At 68.8% G+C, this 16,822-nt stretch carries 19 protein-coding genes and 2 tRNA genes; 15 read left to right on the top strand and 6 right to left on the bottom strand.

The genetic code is table 11. From position 1 onward, the window contains the following. Nucleotides 1–10 precede the first annotated feature (10 nt). Entirely contained in the window at nt 11–691 is a 681-nt protein-coding gene (locus tag RYH79_RS10125; RefSeq protein WP_370898723.1) for an alpha/beta hydrolase, read from the top strand. Nucleotides 692–723: 32 nt separating this feature from the next. Here RYH79_RS10125 and RYH79_RS10120 read toward each other — a convergent pair whose 3' ends face one another. Both RYH79_RS10120 and RYH79_RS10115 read right to left on the bottom strand, forming a co-directional pair. Then, nucleotides 724–1,764 (bottom strand): dipeptide epimerase, encoded by a 1,041-nt coding sequence (locus tag RYH79_RS10120; RefSeq protein WP_370898721.1) that lies wholly within the window; start codon nt 1,762–1,764, stop codon nt 724–726. Continuing rightward, nucleotides 1,761–2,798, bottom strand: a complete 1,038-nt coding sequence (locus tag RYH79_RS10115) for an N-acetyltransferase DgcN family protein (RefSeq protein ID WP_370898719.1) — start codon at nt 2,796–2,798, stop codon at nt 1,761–1,763. The genes RYH79_RS10120 and RYH79_RS10115 overlap by 4 nt, the downstream gene beginning before the upstream one ends. A 169-nt stretch (nt 2,799–2,967) precedes the next feature. On the opposite strand from RYH79_RS10115, the gene RYH79_RS10110 reads away from it, so the two are divergent. Further along, nucleotides 2,968–4,173: an NAD-binding protein gene (locus tag RYH79_RS10110; RefSeq protein ID WP_370898717.1), complete on the top strand. Its 1,206-nt coding sequence runs from the start codon at nt 2,968–2,970 to the stop codon at nt 4,171–4,173. Nucleotides 4,174–4,188: 15 nt separating this feature from the next. Here the strand turns inward: RYH79_RS10110 and RYH79_RS10105 are convergent, their stop codons facing one another. Further along, nucleotides 4,189–4,419 (bottom strand): hypothetical protein, encoded by a 231-nt coding sequence (locus RYH79_RS10105; protein WP_370898715.1) that lies wholly within the window; start codon nt 4,417–4,419, stop codon nt 4,189–4,191. 91 nt (nt 4,420–4,510) lie between these two features. On the opposite strand from RYH79_RS10105, the gene gatB reads away from it, so the two are divergent. The 3 genes from gatB to RYH79_RS10090 are packed head-to-tail and all read left to right on the top strand — an operon-like array spanning nt 4,511 to nt 7,560. Then, nucleotides 4,511–6,028, top strand: coding sequence for an Asp-tRNA(Asn)/Glu-tRNA(Gln) amidotransferase subunit GatB (gene gatB / locus RYH79_RS10100; RefSeq protein ID WP_370898713.1), 1,518 nt, complete (start codon nt 4,511–4,513; stop codon nt 6,026–6,028). 43 nt (nt 6,029–6,071) lie between these two features. Beyond that, a complete protein-coding gene (locus RYH79_RS10095) occupies nt 6,072–6,536 on the top strand; it encodes a CBS domain-containing protein (protein ID WP_370898711.1) in 465 nt (154 codons plus the stop codon). Nucleotides 6,537–6,561: 25 nt separating this feature from the next. Next, nucleotides 6,562–7,560: an ornithine cyclodeaminase family protein gene (locus RYH79_RS10090; protein WP_370898709.1), complete on the top strand. Its 999-nt coding sequence runs from the start codon at nt 6,562–6,564 to the stop codon at nt 7,558–7,560. 35 nt (nt 7,561–7,595) lie between these two features. On the opposite strand, the gene RYH79_RS10085 is transcribed toward RYH79_RS10090, so the two are convergent. Further along, nucleotides 7,596–8,114, bottom strand: coding sequence for a DUF5817 domain-containing protein (locus RYH79_RS10085; RefSeq protein ID WP_370898707.1), 519 nt, complete (start codon nt 8,112–8,114; stop codon nt 7,596–7,598). 138 nt (nt 8,115–8,252) lie between these two features. Here RYH79_RS10085 and RYH79_RS10080 point away from each other — a divergent pair, with 138 nt between their 5' ends. Together RYH79_RS10080 and RYH79_RS10075 are read left to right on the top strand one after the other, a co-directional pair. Then, entirely contained in the window at nt 8,253–9,074 is an 822-nt protein-coding gene (locus RYH79_RS10080) for an NAD(+)/NADH kinase (RefSeq protein WP_370898705.1), read from the top strand. A gap of 102 nt (nt 9,075–9,176) precedes the next feature. Continuing rightward, a complete protein-coding gene (locus RYH79_RS10075; RefSeq protein WP_370898703.1) occupies nt 9,177–9,644 on the top strand; it encodes an Lrp/AsnC family transcriptional regulator in 468 nt (155 codons plus the stop codon). A gap of 19 nt (nt 9,645–9,663) precedes the next feature. Here RYH79_RS10075 and RYH79_RS10070 read toward each other — a convergent pair whose 3' ends face one another. Both RYH79_RS10070 and RYH79_RS10065 read right to left on the bottom strand, forming a co-directional pair. Further along, nucleotides 9,664–10,458 (bottom strand): ABC transporter permease subunit, encoded by a 795-nt coding sequence (locus tag RYH79_RS10070; protein ID WP_370898701.1) that lies wholly within the window; start codon nt 10,456–10,458, stop codon nt 9,664–9,666. Then, entirely contained in the window at nt 10,455–11,393 is a 939-nt protein-coding gene (locus RYH79_RS10065) for an ABC transporter ATP-binding protein (RefSeq protein WP_370900852.1), read from the bottom strand. Before RYH79_RS10065 ends, RYH79_RS10070 begins: the two co-directional genes overlap by 4 nt. 169 nt (nt 11,394–11,562) lie before the next feature. On the opposite strand from RYH79_RS10065, the gene RYH79_RS10060 reads away from it, so the two are divergent. From RYH79_RS10060 to RYH79_RS10025, 8 genes are all read left to right on the top strand, one after another. Beyond that, nucleotides 11,563–12,195: a hypothetical protein gene (locus RYH79_RS10060; RefSeq protein WP_370898699.1), complete on the top strand. Its 633-nt coding sequence runs from the start codon at nt 11,563–11,565 to the stop codon at nt 12,193–12,195. A 315-nt stretch (nt 12,196–12,510) separates the two neighbouring features. After that, a complete protein-coding gene (locus RYH79_RS10055) occupies nt 12,511–14,136 on the top strand; it encodes a sensor histidine kinase (RefSeq protein WP_370898697.1) in 1,626 nt (541 codons plus the stop codon). A gap of 119 nt (nt 14,137–14,255) precedes the next feature. Continuing rightward, nucleotides 14,256–14,339 (top strand) — tRNA-Ser (locus RYH79_RS10050). Between the two features lie 18 nt (nt 14,340–14,357). Next, on the top strand, nt 14,358–14,876 hold the full coding sequence (locus RYH79_RS10045; protein ID WP_370898695.1) for a 30S ribosomal protein S13: 519 nt from the start codon (nt 14,358–14,360) through the stop codon (nt 14,874–14,876). Further along, nucleotides 14,873–15,397, top strand: coding sequence for a 30S ribosomal protein S4 (locus RYH79_RS10040; RefSeq protein WP_370898693.1), 525 nt, complete (start codon nt 14,873–14,875; stop codon nt 15,395–15,397). Before RYH79_RS10045 ends, RYH79_RS10040 begins: the two co-directional genes overlap by 4 nt. Then, the gene (locus RYH79_RS10035) at nt 15,398–15,787 is read left to right on the top strand and encodes a 30S ribosomal protein S11 (protein ID WP_370898691.1); all 390 of its coding nucleotides are present in this window, start codon (nt 15,398–15,400) and stop codon (nt 15,785–15,787) included. Nucleotide 15,788: 1 nt separating this feature from the next. Further along, nucleotides 15,789–16,538 (top strand): DNA-directed RNA polymerase subunit D, encoded by a 750-nt coding sequence (locus tag RYH79_RS10030; RefSeq protein WP_370898689.1) that lies wholly within the window; start codon nt 15,789–15,791, stop codon nt 16,536–16,538. Nucleotides 16,539–16,649: 111 nt separating this feature from the next. After that, nucleotides 16,650–16,734 (top strand) — tRNA-Leu (locus RYH79_RS10025). Nucleotides 16,735–16,822: the final 88 nt, after the last annotated feature.

Genomic DNA, 16,822 nt, shown 5'->3' with positions numbered 1-16,822 from the left:
GGGAGCGAGCGTGACGGACCAGAACGCGGCCGTCGACACCGGCGCGGTGTCGGGGCCACACGCCGGACAGCCGGTGCGGCGACGCGGGCCGCCGCTCGCGGACGCCGACGCGGCGGTCGTGTTCGTCCACGGCCGCGGCGCGACCGCCGGGGGAATCCTCGGGCTCGCGGACGACCTGGACGTGGACGACGGGACGGCCTGTCTGGCGCCCGCCGCGGCCCGCCGGGAGTGGTACCCGGCGGCGTTCACGGCGCCGACGGCGGACAACCAACCCCACCTCGACTCTGCACTCGCGTTCGTCGGGGCGACCGTCGCGGCTGCGACGGACGCCGTCGACACCGACCGGACCGCGCTCGTGGGTTTCTCGCAGGGAGCCTGTCTGGCCACGGAGTGGACCGCCCGAAACCCCGCCCGCTACGGCGGGCTGGCGGTCCTGTCGGGCGGGCTGATCGGCCCGCCCGGGACGACGTTCGACCACGAGGGGTCGCTCGCGGACGACGACGACGCCACTCCCGTGTTCCTCGGGTGTTCCGACGACGACCCACACATCCCCGTCGAACGGGTCCACGAGACCCGCGACGCACTCGACGAGATGGGCGCGGCCGTGGACGAACGGATCTACTCCGGGATGGGCCACGGGGTGAACCGCGACGAGATCGACGCCGTCGCGGCGATGCTGTCGGGGCTGTGACCGGCTCCGGCTGACACCGCCGCTCGCTACGATCACTCCCGGCGGACGGCACCGGTGCCGGCGCGGTCGACCGCCGCGAGGTCGATCCGGCCCTCGGGCAGCGGCACCCCGTCGAACGGGTCGTCCGCCAACAGCAGCGAGCCGTCCAGGTCCGCGTAGTCCAGGAGGGGAGCGAGCTGACAGCCGGCGGCGATGGCGGCGTTCGTCTCGATCATACAGCCGAGCATCACCTCCAGCCCGTGGGCGCGGGCGACGTGGATTGCCCGCTTCGCGGCCCGCAGCCCACCACACTTCATCAGCTTCAGGTTCACCACGTCACACCGGTCGGCGACGCTCGGCACGTCCGTCGCGTCGATCACGGACTCGTCTGCGGCCACCGGGACGGCCGACCGCTCGTACACGAACTGCAGTCCCTCCCGGTCGGCAGCGGGCACGGGCTGTTCCAGAAACTCCACGTCGAACCCGGCGAGCCAGTCGCTCGCCGTCACGGCCTCGCGCGGCGTCCACGCCTCGTTGGCGTCCACCCGAATCCGGGCGTCGGGGGCCGCCGTCCGGACGGCCTCGACGATCTCTCGGTCGCGGTCCGTCCCGAGCTTCACCTTGAGCACGCCGTAGCCCGTCTCGACGGCCGCGGCCGCCTTCTCCCGCATCGTCTCCGTGTCCGCCAGCCCGACGGTGTAGGAGGTGACCGGTGCCCGTTCGGGCGACAACCCCCAGAGCCGGTACAGCGGCCGGTCCAGCCGCTCGGCGACGAGGTCGTGGACGGCGATCGACACCGCCGTCCGGGCCGCGGGGTTGCGTTCGACCGTCTCACGGAGCCGACGCTCGATCTCGCCGAGCGCGTGTGGATCGTCGACGGACTCCACGACCGACAGCAACGACGGCAACACCGCGGCCACGGTGTCGGCAGTCTCGCCGTAGTGTGCCGACGGGGCGGCGGCGCCGACCCCCTCGTGGTCACCGTCCGACACCCGGACGACGACGTTCTCGACGGCGGTGGTCTCCCCGCGGGCGATCTCGAACGGACGTTCCAGCGACAGCTCCAGCCGTTCGAACTCCGTCCGGAGGCTCACGCCACCACCTCCAACAGTTCGGTGGCGTCGAACCGGACGGGGTCCGTCGCCGGGGCGTCGATCTGCTCGCCGAACCGACCCACCGCCTCGCGGGCTGTCGTGTCGTCGTCGATGTCGTGGGTGGCGAGCGAGCCGGCGACGACCTCGGTCTCGTGGACGGGCGCCGCGAACGACTCGTAGCGGTCGACGAACTCGCCGACCGGCGGCAACGGCGTCGACTCGTAGCCGTGGACCGCCTCGCGGCCGGCGGCGTGACAGAGCACGAGCGCGTCCGGCCGAGCGCCGTGGACGATCCCACACGTCACCGCGGAGTACGCCGGGTGGGCGATACTCCCCTGCCCCTCGACCAGCAGGAGGTCGTGGTCGTCACCCACCTCCAGAATCATCTCTTCGACCGCCCCGGCAGTGAAGTCCGCCACCACGCGGTCGACGGCCGTCCCCCACCCTTCGATCACGATCCCGGTCTGGCCCGTCGGGACGACTGCGGCGTCGACGCCGGCGGTCTCGGCGGCCGCCGCGAGCTCCATCGTCGTCGTCATCTTGCCGACCGAGCAGTCCGTCCCGACCGTCAGCACTACGTCCGCGGCCACCTCGTCTGCGCGCCCCTCGGCGACACCCACGTCCGCCGGCGGCTCGCGCACGTCGTGGAGTTCGACCCCGTGGTCGGCCGCCAGGTCGGCGAACTCCGGGTCGTCGTTCAGACTGTAGTGGAGCCCCGCAGTCACGTCCGCCCCGGCCTGGATCGCCGCGCGTACGTCCGGCCGCCAGGTGTCATCGAAGCCGCCGCCGATGGGCGCGATCCCGATCAGGAGTTCGTCGATCTCGCCGGCCGTCGCCAGCGCGGCCTCGAAGTCCGCGACGATCGGCGCGTCCTGCACGTCCGGCAGGTGGTCGTGGACCCGGTCGCCGGCCCGAACTCGATCCAAGACGGCGACCACCTCGCGGTCGGCGTACCGGAGAATCCCGTTCGCCGTCTTCGACCGGTCGGGGAACTTCTCGTGGGCCAGCACCGCCACCCGCTCGGGGTCGGTCATGCCCGGTCCGTCGACTGCCGCGCGGATAAATCGGCGGGTCGCGGCGGATCGGGGGGCCGTGGCGGCGGGTCGGCGAGTCGTGGCGGATCGACGAGTCGCGGCGGCGGACCGACGGGTCACGCCGCCGACCAGACGACAGCTATTCACCGGCGGGCGACGACCCCCGAGCATGGCGTCGCTCCGTTCGTTGCGGCCGACCGGCACTCGGCTGGCCGTGCTGGCGACGACCGTCGTCGCCTTCCTATCACTCGCCACGGGCGTCGCCAACATCGTCACGCCGCCACGGGGAGTCGGCCCACTGGCCGGGTTCGTTCCGACGGCGGTACGGTCGGCGGCGGGGTTCACCGGCACCCTCACCGGGTTCGCGCTGTTGGTCACGGCCTCCGGGATGCGTCGTGGGCTCCGGGCGGCGTGGTTCGCCGCCGTCGCGCTGCTGCCGGCGACGCTGGCGCAGGGGCTGCTCCAGACCACGGAGCTGTCCGTCCCGTTGGTCGTCGGCTCGCTCGTGGCGCTGCCGGCGGTCGTGGCGGCTCGCGAGCGGTTCGACCGGACGCTGTCGCCGTCTACCCGCCAACTCGCAGGCGCGACGACCGTCGTCGCCGTCCAGGTGTACGGCACCGCCGGCGCGTTCGCGCTCCGCGAGCAGTTCTCCAGCGTCGACACGCTGTTGGACGCCTTCTACTTCACGCTCGTCACCGCCAGCACGGTGGGGTACGGGGACGTGACGGCGACCGGCCAGACGGCACGGCTGTTCACGATGTCGTTGGTCGTCCTCGGGACGGCCAGCTTCGGGATCGCCCTGGGTGTGCTGGTCACCCCGGCGATCGAGGCGCGGTTCTCGGAGGTGCTCGGACGCATGACACGCGCAGAACTGGAACTGCTGGAGGGCCACGTGGTGGTCCTCGGCTACGGCGACCTGACGGAACCGATCCTGAACGAACTGCGAGACCTGACCGTGGAGTTCGTCGTCGTCACGCCCGACCGCGAGAAGGGTGCCCAACTGACGGAACGCGACGTGCAACACGTCGTCGCCGACCCCAGCGACGAGGAGACGCTGGAGCGGGTGAACGTCGACAGCGCCCGGGCGGTCGTGGCGGCGACGAACGACGACGCCCAGGACGCGCTGGCGGTGTTGACCGCACGGGCGCTCAACCCTGCGGCCCGGATCGTCGCGGCCGCCACCGACCGCGAGAACGTCGACAAACTCCGCCGGGCCGGCGCCGACACGGTGATCTCGCCGGCCAGTATCGGTGGCCACCTCCTCGTCCAGTCCGCGCTGGGGGCCGAGGGGATGGAGGACGTCGCCGAACAGGTGTTGGGCGCAGAGAACGAAGGAACGCCGTCCGAGACGACCGGCTCTGAGGACAGCCCGTAGCGGGCGAGCCCGGGTCTACCGAAGCGCGCGCCACAACCGCCGAATCGCCCCCCACAACCGCCGCGCGTACTTCGAGAGGTCCCGCGCCGCGTCGTACGCCTGCACGAGGTAGTAGACGAGCCGTGCGGTGTCGCGCAGCGGGCCGCCGTCGCGGTCGGAGTCGGGGTCGCCGCCGTCCGTGCGGGGGGTGCGTCGTTCGGTCGTGTCGTCGCCGTCTGCCGGTCGGACTGGGATTGTCGTCGCCACGGGACTGCCAGGGGGCGGACGGTAAAGAGTGGTCGGCTCCGCCGGCGGCCTCCCGCCACGCTTTAACCGTCCCCACACGAACCCGGGAGCGATGGCACGAGCAGCCGAACGGGGGGAGCTCCGCCCCGTGATCGGGTTGGAGGTTCACGTCCAGCTCGACACGGACACGAAGGTCTTCTGTGGGTGTTCCACCGACGGCGACGCCGAGGAGGCGCCGAACTCGCGGGTGTGTCCAGTCTGTCTGGGGCTGCCCGGAGCACTGCCGGTGTTGAACGAGGCGGCCGTGGAGGCCGCGGTGAAGGTGGGGAAGGCGTTGGACGCCGACATCCCCGCAGAGACGCAGTTCCACCGGAAGAACTACTACTACCCCGATCTGCCGAAGAACTTCCAGATCACACAGTACGACGCCCCGTTGTGTTCCGACGGGGAGCTGGAGTTCTCACACGAGGGTGACCGCCGGAGCGTCCGGATTCGCCGCGCGCACCTGGAGGAGGACCCCGGGAGCATCCAACACGTCCGGGAGGGGCCGGCGGACCTGGAGGCCCGGACCACCTCCGTCGACCGCGCGGACTACACGCTGATCGACTACAACCGTGCGGGGACGCCGCTGATGGAGATCGTGACGGAGCCGGACTTCCGGGAGCCGGCGGCGGTACGCGGGTTCCTGGAGAAGCTGGAGGAGGTGTTGGAGTACCTGGGCATCTTCGACGCCGGCAGTGACGGTAGTCTGCGGGTGGACGCCAACCTCTCGATGGTGTCGGCGGCGGACGTGCGCGACGACGGCACCGTCCCACCGGACGTACTGGCGGACGCGAACCGGACCGAGGTGAAGAACATCTCCAGTCACCGCGGCGCGGAGACGGCGCTGGCGTACGAGGCGAGCCGCCAGCGGGACCAGATCGACGCCGGCCGCGAGGTGGCTCAAGAGACCCGCCACTACAACGAGACCCACGGCAACACGGTGTCGATGCGGGCGAAAGAAGAGGAGAAGGACTACCGGTACTTCCCGGAGGCGGACCTCCCGCCGCTGCGGGTGGCCGACTGGCGCGACCGCATCGACATCCCGGAGCTGCCGGACGCCCGTCGCGAGCGGTTCCGCGAGGAGTACGGCCTCGGCGCGGAGACGGCCGCGAAGCTCACCTCCCGGAAGGCCGTCGCGGACTTCTACGAGCAGGTCGCGGCCGCGTTCGACCCGGACCTCGCGGCGACGTGGGTCGCGGACAAGCTCCTGGGGGAGCTCAACTACCGCGACCGCGGGATCGAGTCCGTGGCCGACCGGTTAGACGAGTTCGAGCGGCTGATCGAACTCGTGGCGACCGACGAGGTGACGGCGAAGAACGCCGAGGAGACGGTCCTGCGGGCGATGCTGGACGAGGGCCGGGACCCGGACACGATCGTCGACCGCGAGGGGCTGGGCGTCGCGGGCGACGACGAGGTGGCCGCGGCCGTCCGGGCGGCCGTCGAGGACAACCCGGACGCGGTCGACGACTACCACGCCGGCGAGGACGGCGCGCTCAACTTCCTGGTCGGGCAGGTGATGGCCGAGACCGGCGGCTCCGCCGACCCCGGAACCGTCAACGAACTGCTGCGCGAGGAGCTGGACGGCTGACACGGCCGGAAGCCACATGACTCGGGCGGCGGTACCGCCGCCCATGCAGGTCCGTGACCTGATGACCGAGGCGGTGGTCACCTGTCCGGCGGATGCGTCGCTGGAGACGGCAGCCGAGGAGATGATCGAGCGTCGCGTCGGGAGCGTGATCGTCACGGACGACGGCGACCCGACGGGAATCCTCACCGAGACGGACGCGATGCACGCCGGCGCGGTCACGGACCGGCCGTTCGCCGGGATCGAGCTCCGCGAGGTGGCGTCGTCGCCGCTCCACACCGTCGGCCCGCGCACGACCGTCCGGTCGGCCGTCGATCGGATGCAGTCGCTGGACGTGAAGAAGCTACCAGTCGTCCGACAGTTGGAGCTGGTCGGCGTGCTCACGCTGACGGACGTGGTGTACGGCTACAGTGACATCGTCCGGGAGGCACAGGACGCGGCGACGCTCGAGCGACGGTGGGAGACGGACAGCGACCGCTGGCGGCTCGACGGGTCGGAGCGACACGGATAACGGCCGCGACGGCCAATCAGACGGCGTGACAGAGACACTGTACTGTTCGAGCGAGGAGCTGTCGGACCTGGCGACGCCGGCCGACTACGTCGCTGCCGTCCGGGAGGGGTACAGACAGGTCGGCGAGGGTGCGCCGGCGGAGCCGCGGACGAAGCTCACCTCGGCGGATCCGCCGGGGATGTTGACGAGCTACGTCGCCGTGCTGCCGGAGACGGGCGGGATGGGTGGGTACACCTACGCCGCCGGCTTCGGCGAGCGCGACGCCTGGTTCCTGACGCCGTTGTTCGACGCCGAGACGGGCGAGCCGTTGGCGATCCTGGACGGCGCGGCGATGAACCCGTACAAGACCGGGGCGGCCGGCGCGGTCGCGGTCGACGAGCTCGCTCGCCCGGACGCCGACACGGTCGCGGTGATCGGCTCCGGCCCGCAGGCCCGCGGGCAGCTGGCGACGACCGCGACCGTCCGCGAGTTCGACACGGGACGGGTGTTCTCACCCACCCCGGAACACCGAGAGACGTACGCCGCGGAGATGACGGAGCGGACCGGGATCGACCTGGAGGCGGTCGACTCGGCTGCGGCCGCGGTCGCGGACGCGGACGTGGTGATCACGGCGACGACGGCCTCGGAACCGGTGGTCGACGCCGACGACCTGGGCCCGGGTACGCACGTCACCGCGATGGGGCAGTACGACCCCGACGAGCGCGAACTCGACCACGAGACGATCCGACGGGCGACGTACGTCCCCGACCTCCGGGCACGGGCGACCAGCGACGCCGGCTCGTTCCTGTCGGCGCTGGAGGCCGGCGTCGTCGGCGAGGACCACGTTCACGCGGACCTGGGAGCGGTCGTCGCCGGCGAGGCGGCCGGCCGGACGGAGGCGACGGAACTGACAGTGTTCGACTCCGGCGGGACGGGAGTCGAGACGGTCGCGGCGGCGACGATGCTGTACGAACGGGCGGTCGCCGAGGGTCGCGGGACGACCCTCGAGGTGGCGCCGGCCAGCGAGGCGCTGACCGGGCGGTGAGCCGTTGGCGGCGTCGGTCGCCTCGGCGTGACGGGCTACAACAGCCGGAGGTCGCCGCCGGCGTCGGTCGCCTCGCCGCGACGGACGAGTCGGTCTAACAGGTCCGTGGCGGCGGACTCCGGGACGCCGTCGGCGACGGCCTCCGCGACGGCGGCCTCCCGATCGTCGTGTTCGGCGACCGCGTCCCGGAGGATCTCCTCGCGCGAGCGAGAACTGCCGCCGGACACGTCGCCGGCCTCGCTCACGGTGTCGGCGTCGAGCCCGGACCGGTCGAGGTACTCTCGTTCGTCGACGCCGGTGCCCTCCTCGACGGCCCGCTCCAGTTCGCCGGCGTCGTCGACCCGGTCGAACGCCGCCTCGTCGCCACGCTTTCGGGCGAGCAGCCGCGACCGGGCCTCGACGGCCGAGTCGCGGTCGGGACTCGTGTGGAACCGTTTGAGCTTCTGGATCTGGTGGGTGCGCCCACAGGTGGGACACTGTGCGGAGTCCTGATCGTCCGGGTCGGACAACAGCCAGTAGCCGCCACAGTCCGTACAGCCGACGACCGCGTACATACTGGCCCGTCCGTCGCGGTCGGATTTGAGGCTTCGGTCGCGGTCGGATTCGAGGCTTCGGTCGCGGTCGGATTCGAGGCTCCGGTCGCGGACAACGACACCCGCGGGCTTTTCCCGGGGCCAGTCGAATCGGCGGGCATGTACGTCGGGATCGTCGCACAGCGGGGCAACGACCGGGCGGCGTCGCTGGCGTCGTCGCTCCGGGAGCGTCTGCGCGCGGAGACGGTTCGAGTGTCGGTCGATCCAGCGACGGCCGAGACCCTGGGACTGTCCGGCGAGCCCGTCTCGGCGTTCGAGGCGGCGGATCTGGTCGTCTCCGTCGGCGGCGACGGCACGTTCCTGTACGCCGCCCACGGCGCCGGCGGGACGCCGGTGTTGGGGGTGAACCTCGGCGAGGTGGGCTTCCTCAACGCCGTCGCGCCCGCCGACGCGGAGGCGGCCGTGCTCGCGGAGGTGTCGGCGTTCCGCGACGACGGGATCACCGTGCGAGAGGCGCCACGGATCGTCGCCTCGACGGACAGCTGGGAGAGCCGGCCGGCGGTCAACGAGATCGTCGTCGGCGGCCGTCGGGGCCACGGCGGCGGCGTGGACGTGACCGTCAGGGTGGACGACTCCGTCTACACGGCCGGCCACGCGGACGGCGTGCTCGTGGCGACGCCGACCGGGAGCACGGCGTACAACCTCTCCGAGCGGGGGCCGTTGGTCCACCCGGGCGTGGACGCGTTGGTCGTCAACGAGATGGCGCCGACGGACGGGATGCCGCCGTTGGCGGTCGGCGCAGACGCGACCGTCACGGTGGAGGTGTCGGCGACGGACGAGACACCGGTGGTCGTCTCCGACGGCGGCGACGAACACCGACTGAACCCGCCGACGGCGGTGACGGTGGCGGTGGCGGACCCGCCGGTGCGGATCGCCGGCCCCCCGACGGACTTCTTCCGAGCGTTGGACAAACTGACGTGAACTCGGCCGGAGGGGGTTCGAGCGGCCGTCGAGTGGCTGTCGAGTAGTCGTCGGGCGGCCGTCGAGCGGAATCTCGAAGTGTGACGACGCCGCACGGGGGGTATGGACACGGAGACGGGAGTCGAGATCGACGAGACGGACCGGGAGATCCTGCGACTGCTCCAGGCGGACGCCCGGACCCCGTTCTCGGAGATCGCCCGCGAGATCGACATGTCGAGCGCGACCGTCCACGAGCGCGTCTCGCGGCTGGAGGAGGCGGGCGTGATCCAGGGCTACCACGCGGACGTGGACCCGAGCGCCGTCGGCTACGGCGTGTCGGCACTCGTCGGGCTCCGGGTGGAGCAGGGCCACGAGGACGAGTCGCTGTCCCGGCTGCGGGACGTCGACGGCGTCCGGGAGATCCACCTCACCACCGGGGAGTGGGACGTGGTGATGCGAGTGTTCGCGGAGAACACCGACGGCCTCCGAGACCTGATGTTCGAGGAGATCGCCGACACGGAGGGGTTCGACCGCTCACAGACGATGGTGGTGCTGGGGACGGACTACGAGGCTGTCGGCGTGGAGATCTGACGCGAGCGACGCCAGAGAGTCAGATGTCGCGGCGCTCGATCCCACGACGTGCGACGACGAGAGACAGTACCGTCCAAGCGAACAGTACGGCCGCCATCGTGCCCGAACCCAACAGGGCAGAGTCAACCTCGAACGCGAGGATCGCTGCCTCGTCGCTCACGACTTGGCTGTACGCTCCGAACGGAGTCAGCGTTGCGAGAAACTTCAGCGCCGAACTGATGGGGCCACTGCCGAATATCTCCACGCCGAAACTGAAGGCGCGCGGCCAGACGACGGTCACGGTGAACACCACGACGGCGACCGCCCGAACGCGACTGGCAGTAACGAGTGTGGACACGGCGACACCGACGGTGACGTAACACACCGCAACTGCGACAGTGAAGACGGCGAACCCAGTGACTTGACCCATCGCAGGCACTGGCGTCCCGACCACGAGTGCAGACAGTGAGACAACGAGCCCGGCACAGACGCTGACGACTACTACGGTGACCCGTGACAGCACCTTCCCGTACAGCAGCTCCGACCGACGAATTGGGAGACTCGCAAGGAGCCTGAGCGTTCTGTTCTGTCGCTCTCCCGCGATCCCGGACGCGCCGACTGACACTCCGATGAACCCGACGACTGTCCCGGCGACCATCCACATCCCGAGCAACTGCACCCGTAGTGCAGAGACCGGGTCCCGTCCGGTACCGACTAACTGTCCCACGAGTAGCCCAGCGACGCACACGACGATCGACGCACCGACGAGACCGACGAAGACCCGAGAACGGAGAGTGCGCCGGATGTCGTGGCCTGCGACAACCTCGGTGCTCAAACTGCGGTCACCTCCTCTCTATCAGTCCTGTCACCGGTGTTCGACTCCTCTCTCTGTTGTTCAGTGTACAGTGAGAACACGTCTTCAACGGAGGAGGTTCCCGTTCGAACGTCGTTCACCTGAGCCTGTGACTGGGCTCTGGCAATCGCTTCGGCCTTCGCCGCGGGATCGGTGACGGTGATTCGAACTTCGTCGTCTCTCACGACTGTCGAGGTGACCTCGCTGACCGACTCGACTGCGGCCACCGCCTCGTCGACCGCTCCGCTCGTCGACACGGCCAGTTCCTCCGGCTGCTGTCTGCGGGCAGAGAGATCTTCGACCCCGACGAACTCACTACTGTTCAGGATACCGACGCGGTCGCACACCTCCTCCACGTACGGAAGATTGTGACTGGAGAAGACGACGGCGGTCCCGTCGTCTCTGAGATCGCTCACTAGCGACGTGATCTCCGAAACGCCGCTCGGATCAAGCCCAGAAAGCGGTTCGTCGAGCACGAGCACTGCCGGATCTCCGACGAGTGCGACCGCTAGCCTGAGTCGCTGTGCCATGCCTTTCGAGTACTCTCCGGCAGGCCGCGACCAAGCGATCTGGTCCAGGCCGACCAGTCGGAGCAACCGACCCGGATCGACTGCTACGTCTTTCGCCCGTGCAGCCAGCCGAACGTGTTCCTCGGCAGTCAGTCGATCGTAGACGCCACAGTCCTCTGGAACGATACCCATTTCACCTCTCGCCTCGGCTGGTGACTCCGTCACATCGTGCCCGGCGACGACCACGTCACCGTCCGTCGGCTCGGCGAACCCGATCAGAACGTCTAGCGTCGTGGACTTTCCGGCGCCGTTCGGCCCGAGCAACCCGAAGGCCTCACCGACCGAGACAGAGAAGGAGACACCGTCGACAGCGGTGACCTCACCGTACCGCTTCGACACTTCGGTCATACGGATCGCTGTCTCTTTCACACTCTCAACCCAACCCTCGGTGATATAAACCTTCCCTTTGGTGCATGCATCATTGTGGGGTTCTCAGTGACAGCTGGATATGAATTCCAGAAAAATAACTAATTCTAAATCAAAACTCTTATCAAAGGCCGCGGCAACTCGTGAATCGATGTCCCTGAAGAAGGAAGACATCCTCGAACAAGTCGCAGAGACAGCCGACAGCTCTCCGTCAACCGCACGGCGCGGATTCGTCGGCGGGGCACTCGCTACGCTCGGTCTTGCTGGTATCGGTAGCGTGAGCGCAACGAGCGAGCCGACAGTGGCAGAAGACAAACGCCGGCTCGAACGGACTGCACAGCCGCTTCTCGACCGGCTTTCGGGCGACGACCTGCTGGAAACGGCAGATGCCAGTGCTCTGCCGGACGCGGAACTAACGGTGTCGTCGACGGCCGGCACGACAATCGTGGAGTCCGAGAGTGGCCCACAGCGCGCCTTCGTCACTCGGGTGGACGATGGGAAGCTGGAGGTCAACCTCGGCGGCGCCGCGATGGAGCCGTACGCGATCCACCGTCCCGAGTCCGCTGAGTCCCAAATCTACCTACCCGACAGCGACGGTAGTTATGAGACACGTCCGTTCGGTTCGTCGAAAGACGACGATGTCTCGACCGATCAGATCGCAGACTGTGACGGTTGCGACTGTTACAGCAACAACAGCTGTTGGTGGGACAAGTACGTCACGATCTGCTCGTCGATTGAAAACGGCGACTGCGTCTCGACATCCGACTGCACCTGTAAGCTCTAAGCTGTCCAGGCAGCCGTCACTCACCTTTTCACTGTTAAGGAGCCCACTGGAAGCTCACAGTGTAACTCTCGTGAAGGTACTCTCGTTGGGGAAAGAGAAATCGCCGACACGGAGGGGTTCGACCGCTCACAGACGATGGTGGTCCTGGGGACGGACTACGAGGCTGTCGGCGTGGAGATCTGAGACGAGTGGCGCCGCGATGGCAGATTCGGACGACTTCGAAATTAGCTCGACTGTTAGTAGCGTAGGTACATCCAAATTGTCGGCAGAACGATGGGAAGAAACAATTAACACGCGAAGCCGGCACTATCCAGTATGAGCCTCGGCGTCGACGAAGCGGCGAAGCTGGAGTCGCTCCACGTCGCCGCCTCGGAGATTACGGCCGCGACGACGACGGACGCGGTGTACGAGACGGCCGTGTCGGCCGCCGAGGAGGTGCTAGACTTCGACGTGTGTGGGGTGTTCGTCCACGAGGACGGACAGCTCGTCCCCGTCGCACAGACGGATCCGTCGGCGTCGTTAGAGACGTTCGACGACACGGTGGGTGTGCTGGGCCACACCTACCAGACGGGAGAGTCTGTGCTCGCCGAGGACGTACAGGGACACGAGACGTCCGCCCCGGCAGACGAGACCTTCCGGTCGGGGGTGTCCGTCCCGATCGGCGACACGGGGGTGCTCCAAGCCATCTCGACGGAGGAGAACTACTACGACGAGACCGACCTGGAGCTGGCGGAGCTGTTGGCGATCCACGTCCGTGAGGCGGTGACGCGTATTCGGTCGGAGCGGGACCTCCGGGAGTCGAAACGGAAGATCCAACGGCTCCACGTCGTCGCCACGTCGCTGGAGTCGTGTACGGAGGTGGAGTCGTTGCTGTCGGAGGCGGTGAGGGCCGCAGACGAGGTGTTGGAGTTCGACTGGTGTCTGTTGGCTCGCCAGGAGCAGGGGGCGTTCGTCGTCGAGGCGGCCTCGGAACAGACGCCGATGGCGGCGGGCGAGGAGATGTTCTCGGCGGACGCGGGAATCTCGGGGTGGGTGGTCGACGCCGGGGAGTCGGCACTCGTCGACGACACTCGAACTCACCCGATCGCCACGCCCGCCCACGAGTCGTTCCGGTCCGGCCTGGTCGTCCCCGTCGGCGACGAGGGGGTGTTCGCGGCTGTCGCCGACCGGTGTGGCGCGTTCGACGAACAGGATCTGGAGCTGGCGGAGCTGTTGGCGGCGAGCGTCGGGGCTGCGCGGGCGCGGATCGAGGCCCGGGCGGCGCTCCAGCGCCGGCAGGCGGACCTGGATCTGTTGAAAGACGTGTACTCGCGGGTGTTGCGGCACAACCTCCGGAACGACCTGAACGTGATCCGCGGGGCGGCGGCGGAGGCCGGCGACGCGGGCCCGGAGCGGACGGGGACGCTGTTGGACACGATCCAACGGACGGCCGACCGGCTGGCGGCGACGAGCGACCGGGCCCGCCAGATCAAACGGGTGATCGACCGGACGGACCCGATCCGGGAGATCGACCTGCGGCGGGCAGTTTGGCCCGTGGTGCGGCGCCTGCGGGAGGCGGTGCCGGCGGCGACGATCCGGACGGATCTGTCCCAGGGACTGTGCGTGCGGGCCCACAGAGACCTCCCGCTGGCGGTGCGGTGTCTCGCGGAGAACGGGATCCACCACAACGAGGGGGACGCGACCGTGGAGGTGACCGCGAGGCGGAGTGGGTCGGTCGTGGAACTTCGGGTGACGGACGACGGTCCGGGAATTCCGGACCACGAGCGAACGGCGATCGAGGCCAGCAGGGAGACCGACCTCGAGCACGGCAGCGGCGCGGGGCTGTGGCTGGCCCGGTTGGTCGTCGACCGGTCGGACGGTCGGCTGCGGTTCGCCGAGACGGAGACGGGGACGACGGTCGTGGCGGAGTTGCCGGCAGCCGACGGCGACGAGGGGACGTGAACGAGTGGCGTGCGGGCGCCGTTCCGTGAGCCTTAAGTCGCGGAGTGTCGTTCTCCCGGACGGAGACCTGTAGGGGTGCGCCGCCCCGAGTCCGAGAGGGCGACGATGACGACAGTCGTGTTGCGGTAGCCTAGCCTGGTCCAAGGCGCTGGGTTGCTAACTCAGTGGCGTAAGCCTCCGGGGTTCGAATCCCCGCCGCAACGCTGTCTAGACAACAAGACATGAGTGCAGAAGACCACCGAGACACGCCAGACGAGCAGGAGGACGACGAGGACCTCCAGTACTTCGTCCGGATCGGCCAGACCGACCTGGACGGGACGAAGACCGTCGAGCGGAGTCTCACAGAGATGAAGGGTATCGGCCAGCGCGCGGCCCGACTCGTCGCCGAGACTGCCGAGGTCGACCGGACGGCGACGTTCGGTCGGCTCGACGACGAGGAGATCGAGGGTGTCGTCGACGTCGTCGAGAACTTAGACGACCACGCCCCCGAGTGGATGGTCAACCGGCAGAAGGAGTTCTACACCGGCGAGACCACCCACGAGGTCGGCTCCGACCTCGAAGAGGCCCGTCGCCACGACATCAACCGGATGAAGATGATCGACTCCTACCGCGGTGTCCGCCACAAGCGCGGGCAGAAGGTGCGCGGTCAGCGCACCAAGTCCACCGGACGGACGGAGGGCACGATCGGCGTCAACGTCGAGGAGATCCGCGAGGAGCAGGAAGAGGAGGGTGACGAATGACGACTGGTGAGTCCACCAAGCGGTACGAGACGCCGAATCACCCGTACCAGGAAGACCGGATCGCACAGGAGTCGGAACTCCTGGGCCGGTACGGCCTACAGAACAAAGAGGAGCTGTGGCGTGCTCAGTCGGAGCTGCGGAACTACCGACGGGAGGCGCGACGGCTGATCGGCGAGGCCCAGGGTGACCTGGACGTCGCCGCCGAGGCGGGCGGCGAGTTCGTCGAGAGTCTCCAGCGGACGGGGATCCTCGACGAGACGGACGCCATCTCCGACGTGCTGTCGTTGGACGAGACGGACGTGCTGGAGCGCCGTCTCCAGACGGTCGTCTACCGACAGGGGCTGGCGAACACGCCCCAGCAGGCGCGACAGTTCGTCGTCCACGGGCACGTCACGGTCGACGGTGCCCGTGTCACGCGACCGGGGTACCAGGTCCGGGTCCACGAGGAGGACAGCGTGGCGTTCGACGAGACGAGCCCGCTGGAAGACGAGCTCCACCCGGAGCGCGCGGAGGGACAATAGATGAGCGAGACACAGCAAGACAAGTGGGCGGTCGCCCACGTGTTCGCGTCGTTCAACAACACCCTGATCACGATCACGGACGTGACGGGCGCAGAGACCATCGTGAAGTCCTCGGGCGGCTCTGTGGTCAAGCAGAACCGCGACGAGGCGTCCCCGTACGCCGCCATGCAGATGGCGGAGAAGGTGGCCGAGGAGGCCCAGGCGGAGGGGATCGAGGGCGTCCACGTCCGCGTTCGTGGTCCGGGCGGCAACGCACAGAAGTCTCCGGGGCCGGGCGCACAGGCGACGATCCGTGCGCTGGCCCGTGCGGGGCTGGAGATCGGCCGTATCGAGGACGTGACACCGATCCCGCACGACGGGACGCGCGCCCCGAAGAAGAACCGACTCTGACATGACAGACGAGTTCGACGTGTCGTTCGTCACGCGCGAAGATCGCTCCGCCCGGGTGTTGATCCGGGGGCTGACGCCAGCGACGGCAAACGGCGTCAGACGGGCCATGATCGCGGACGTGCCGACGTTCTCCATCGACACGGTGCGGTTCGTGGAGAACTCCTCGGTGATGTTCGACGAGATGGTCGGGCTCCGGCTCGGGTTGGTGCCGCTCACCACCCCGTTGGACGACTACGAGGCCGGCGACACGGTGACGCTGGCCCTGAGCGAGGAGGGGCCGGGAACCGCCTACTCCGGCGACCTGGAGACGGCAGACGACCTGGTCCAGCCTGCGGACGACGACATCCCGGTCGTCGAACTGAAGGAGGGACAACGGCTGGAGTTCGAGGCCGACGCGGTGCTCGACACCGGGAAGGAACACGCCAAACACCAAGGTGGTGTCGCGGTCGGCTACCGACACCTCCAACGGGTCGAGGTCGTCGGCGACCGCGAGGAGTTCGACGATCCGGACCCGCAGATTCTGCGGGGCGTGATCGAGACGGAAGACGGGGAGATCGTCCACACGGACGAGTTCGGCAACGACCTCACGGAGCGGTACCCGGGCAAGGAGGTCCGGGTGGAGGACGTGCCGGGGGCGTTCGTGTTCCACGTGGAGTCGGACGGCTCCGTCCCCGTCGAGGAACTGATGCTCCGTGCGGTCGACAGTATCCGTGACCGCGCGGACGAGCTGGCAGACGCAGTCGCAGTATGAGACGAGCCCACACCACCACGGCCGGCGACGAGACGGCAGCGAGCCGCGGCGCCGTCGGGTGGTGTGGGATCGTAAACGGTTTAACGGGGACTGCGTTACGACGGAGTGCGAGCAGGGATAGCCAAGTCTGGTCAACGGCGCAGCGTTCAGGGCGCTGTTCCATAGGGATCCGCAGGTTCGAATCCTGCTCCCTGCATTCTGTGGCTCAACCGAACGGGAGAGCCGCCGATGCAGATGGATTCGAACTAGGGAGCGAGCGACCGAAGTTCGAATCCTGCTCCCTG

The sequence above is a fragment of the Halobaculum sp. MBLA0143 genome, from assembly GCF_041361465.1.
Taxonomy (GTDB): Archaea; Halobacteriota; Halobacteria; order Halobacteriales; family Haloferacaceae; genus JAHENP01.
This window is presented reverse-complemented; position numbering and strand designations above follow the sequence as displayed.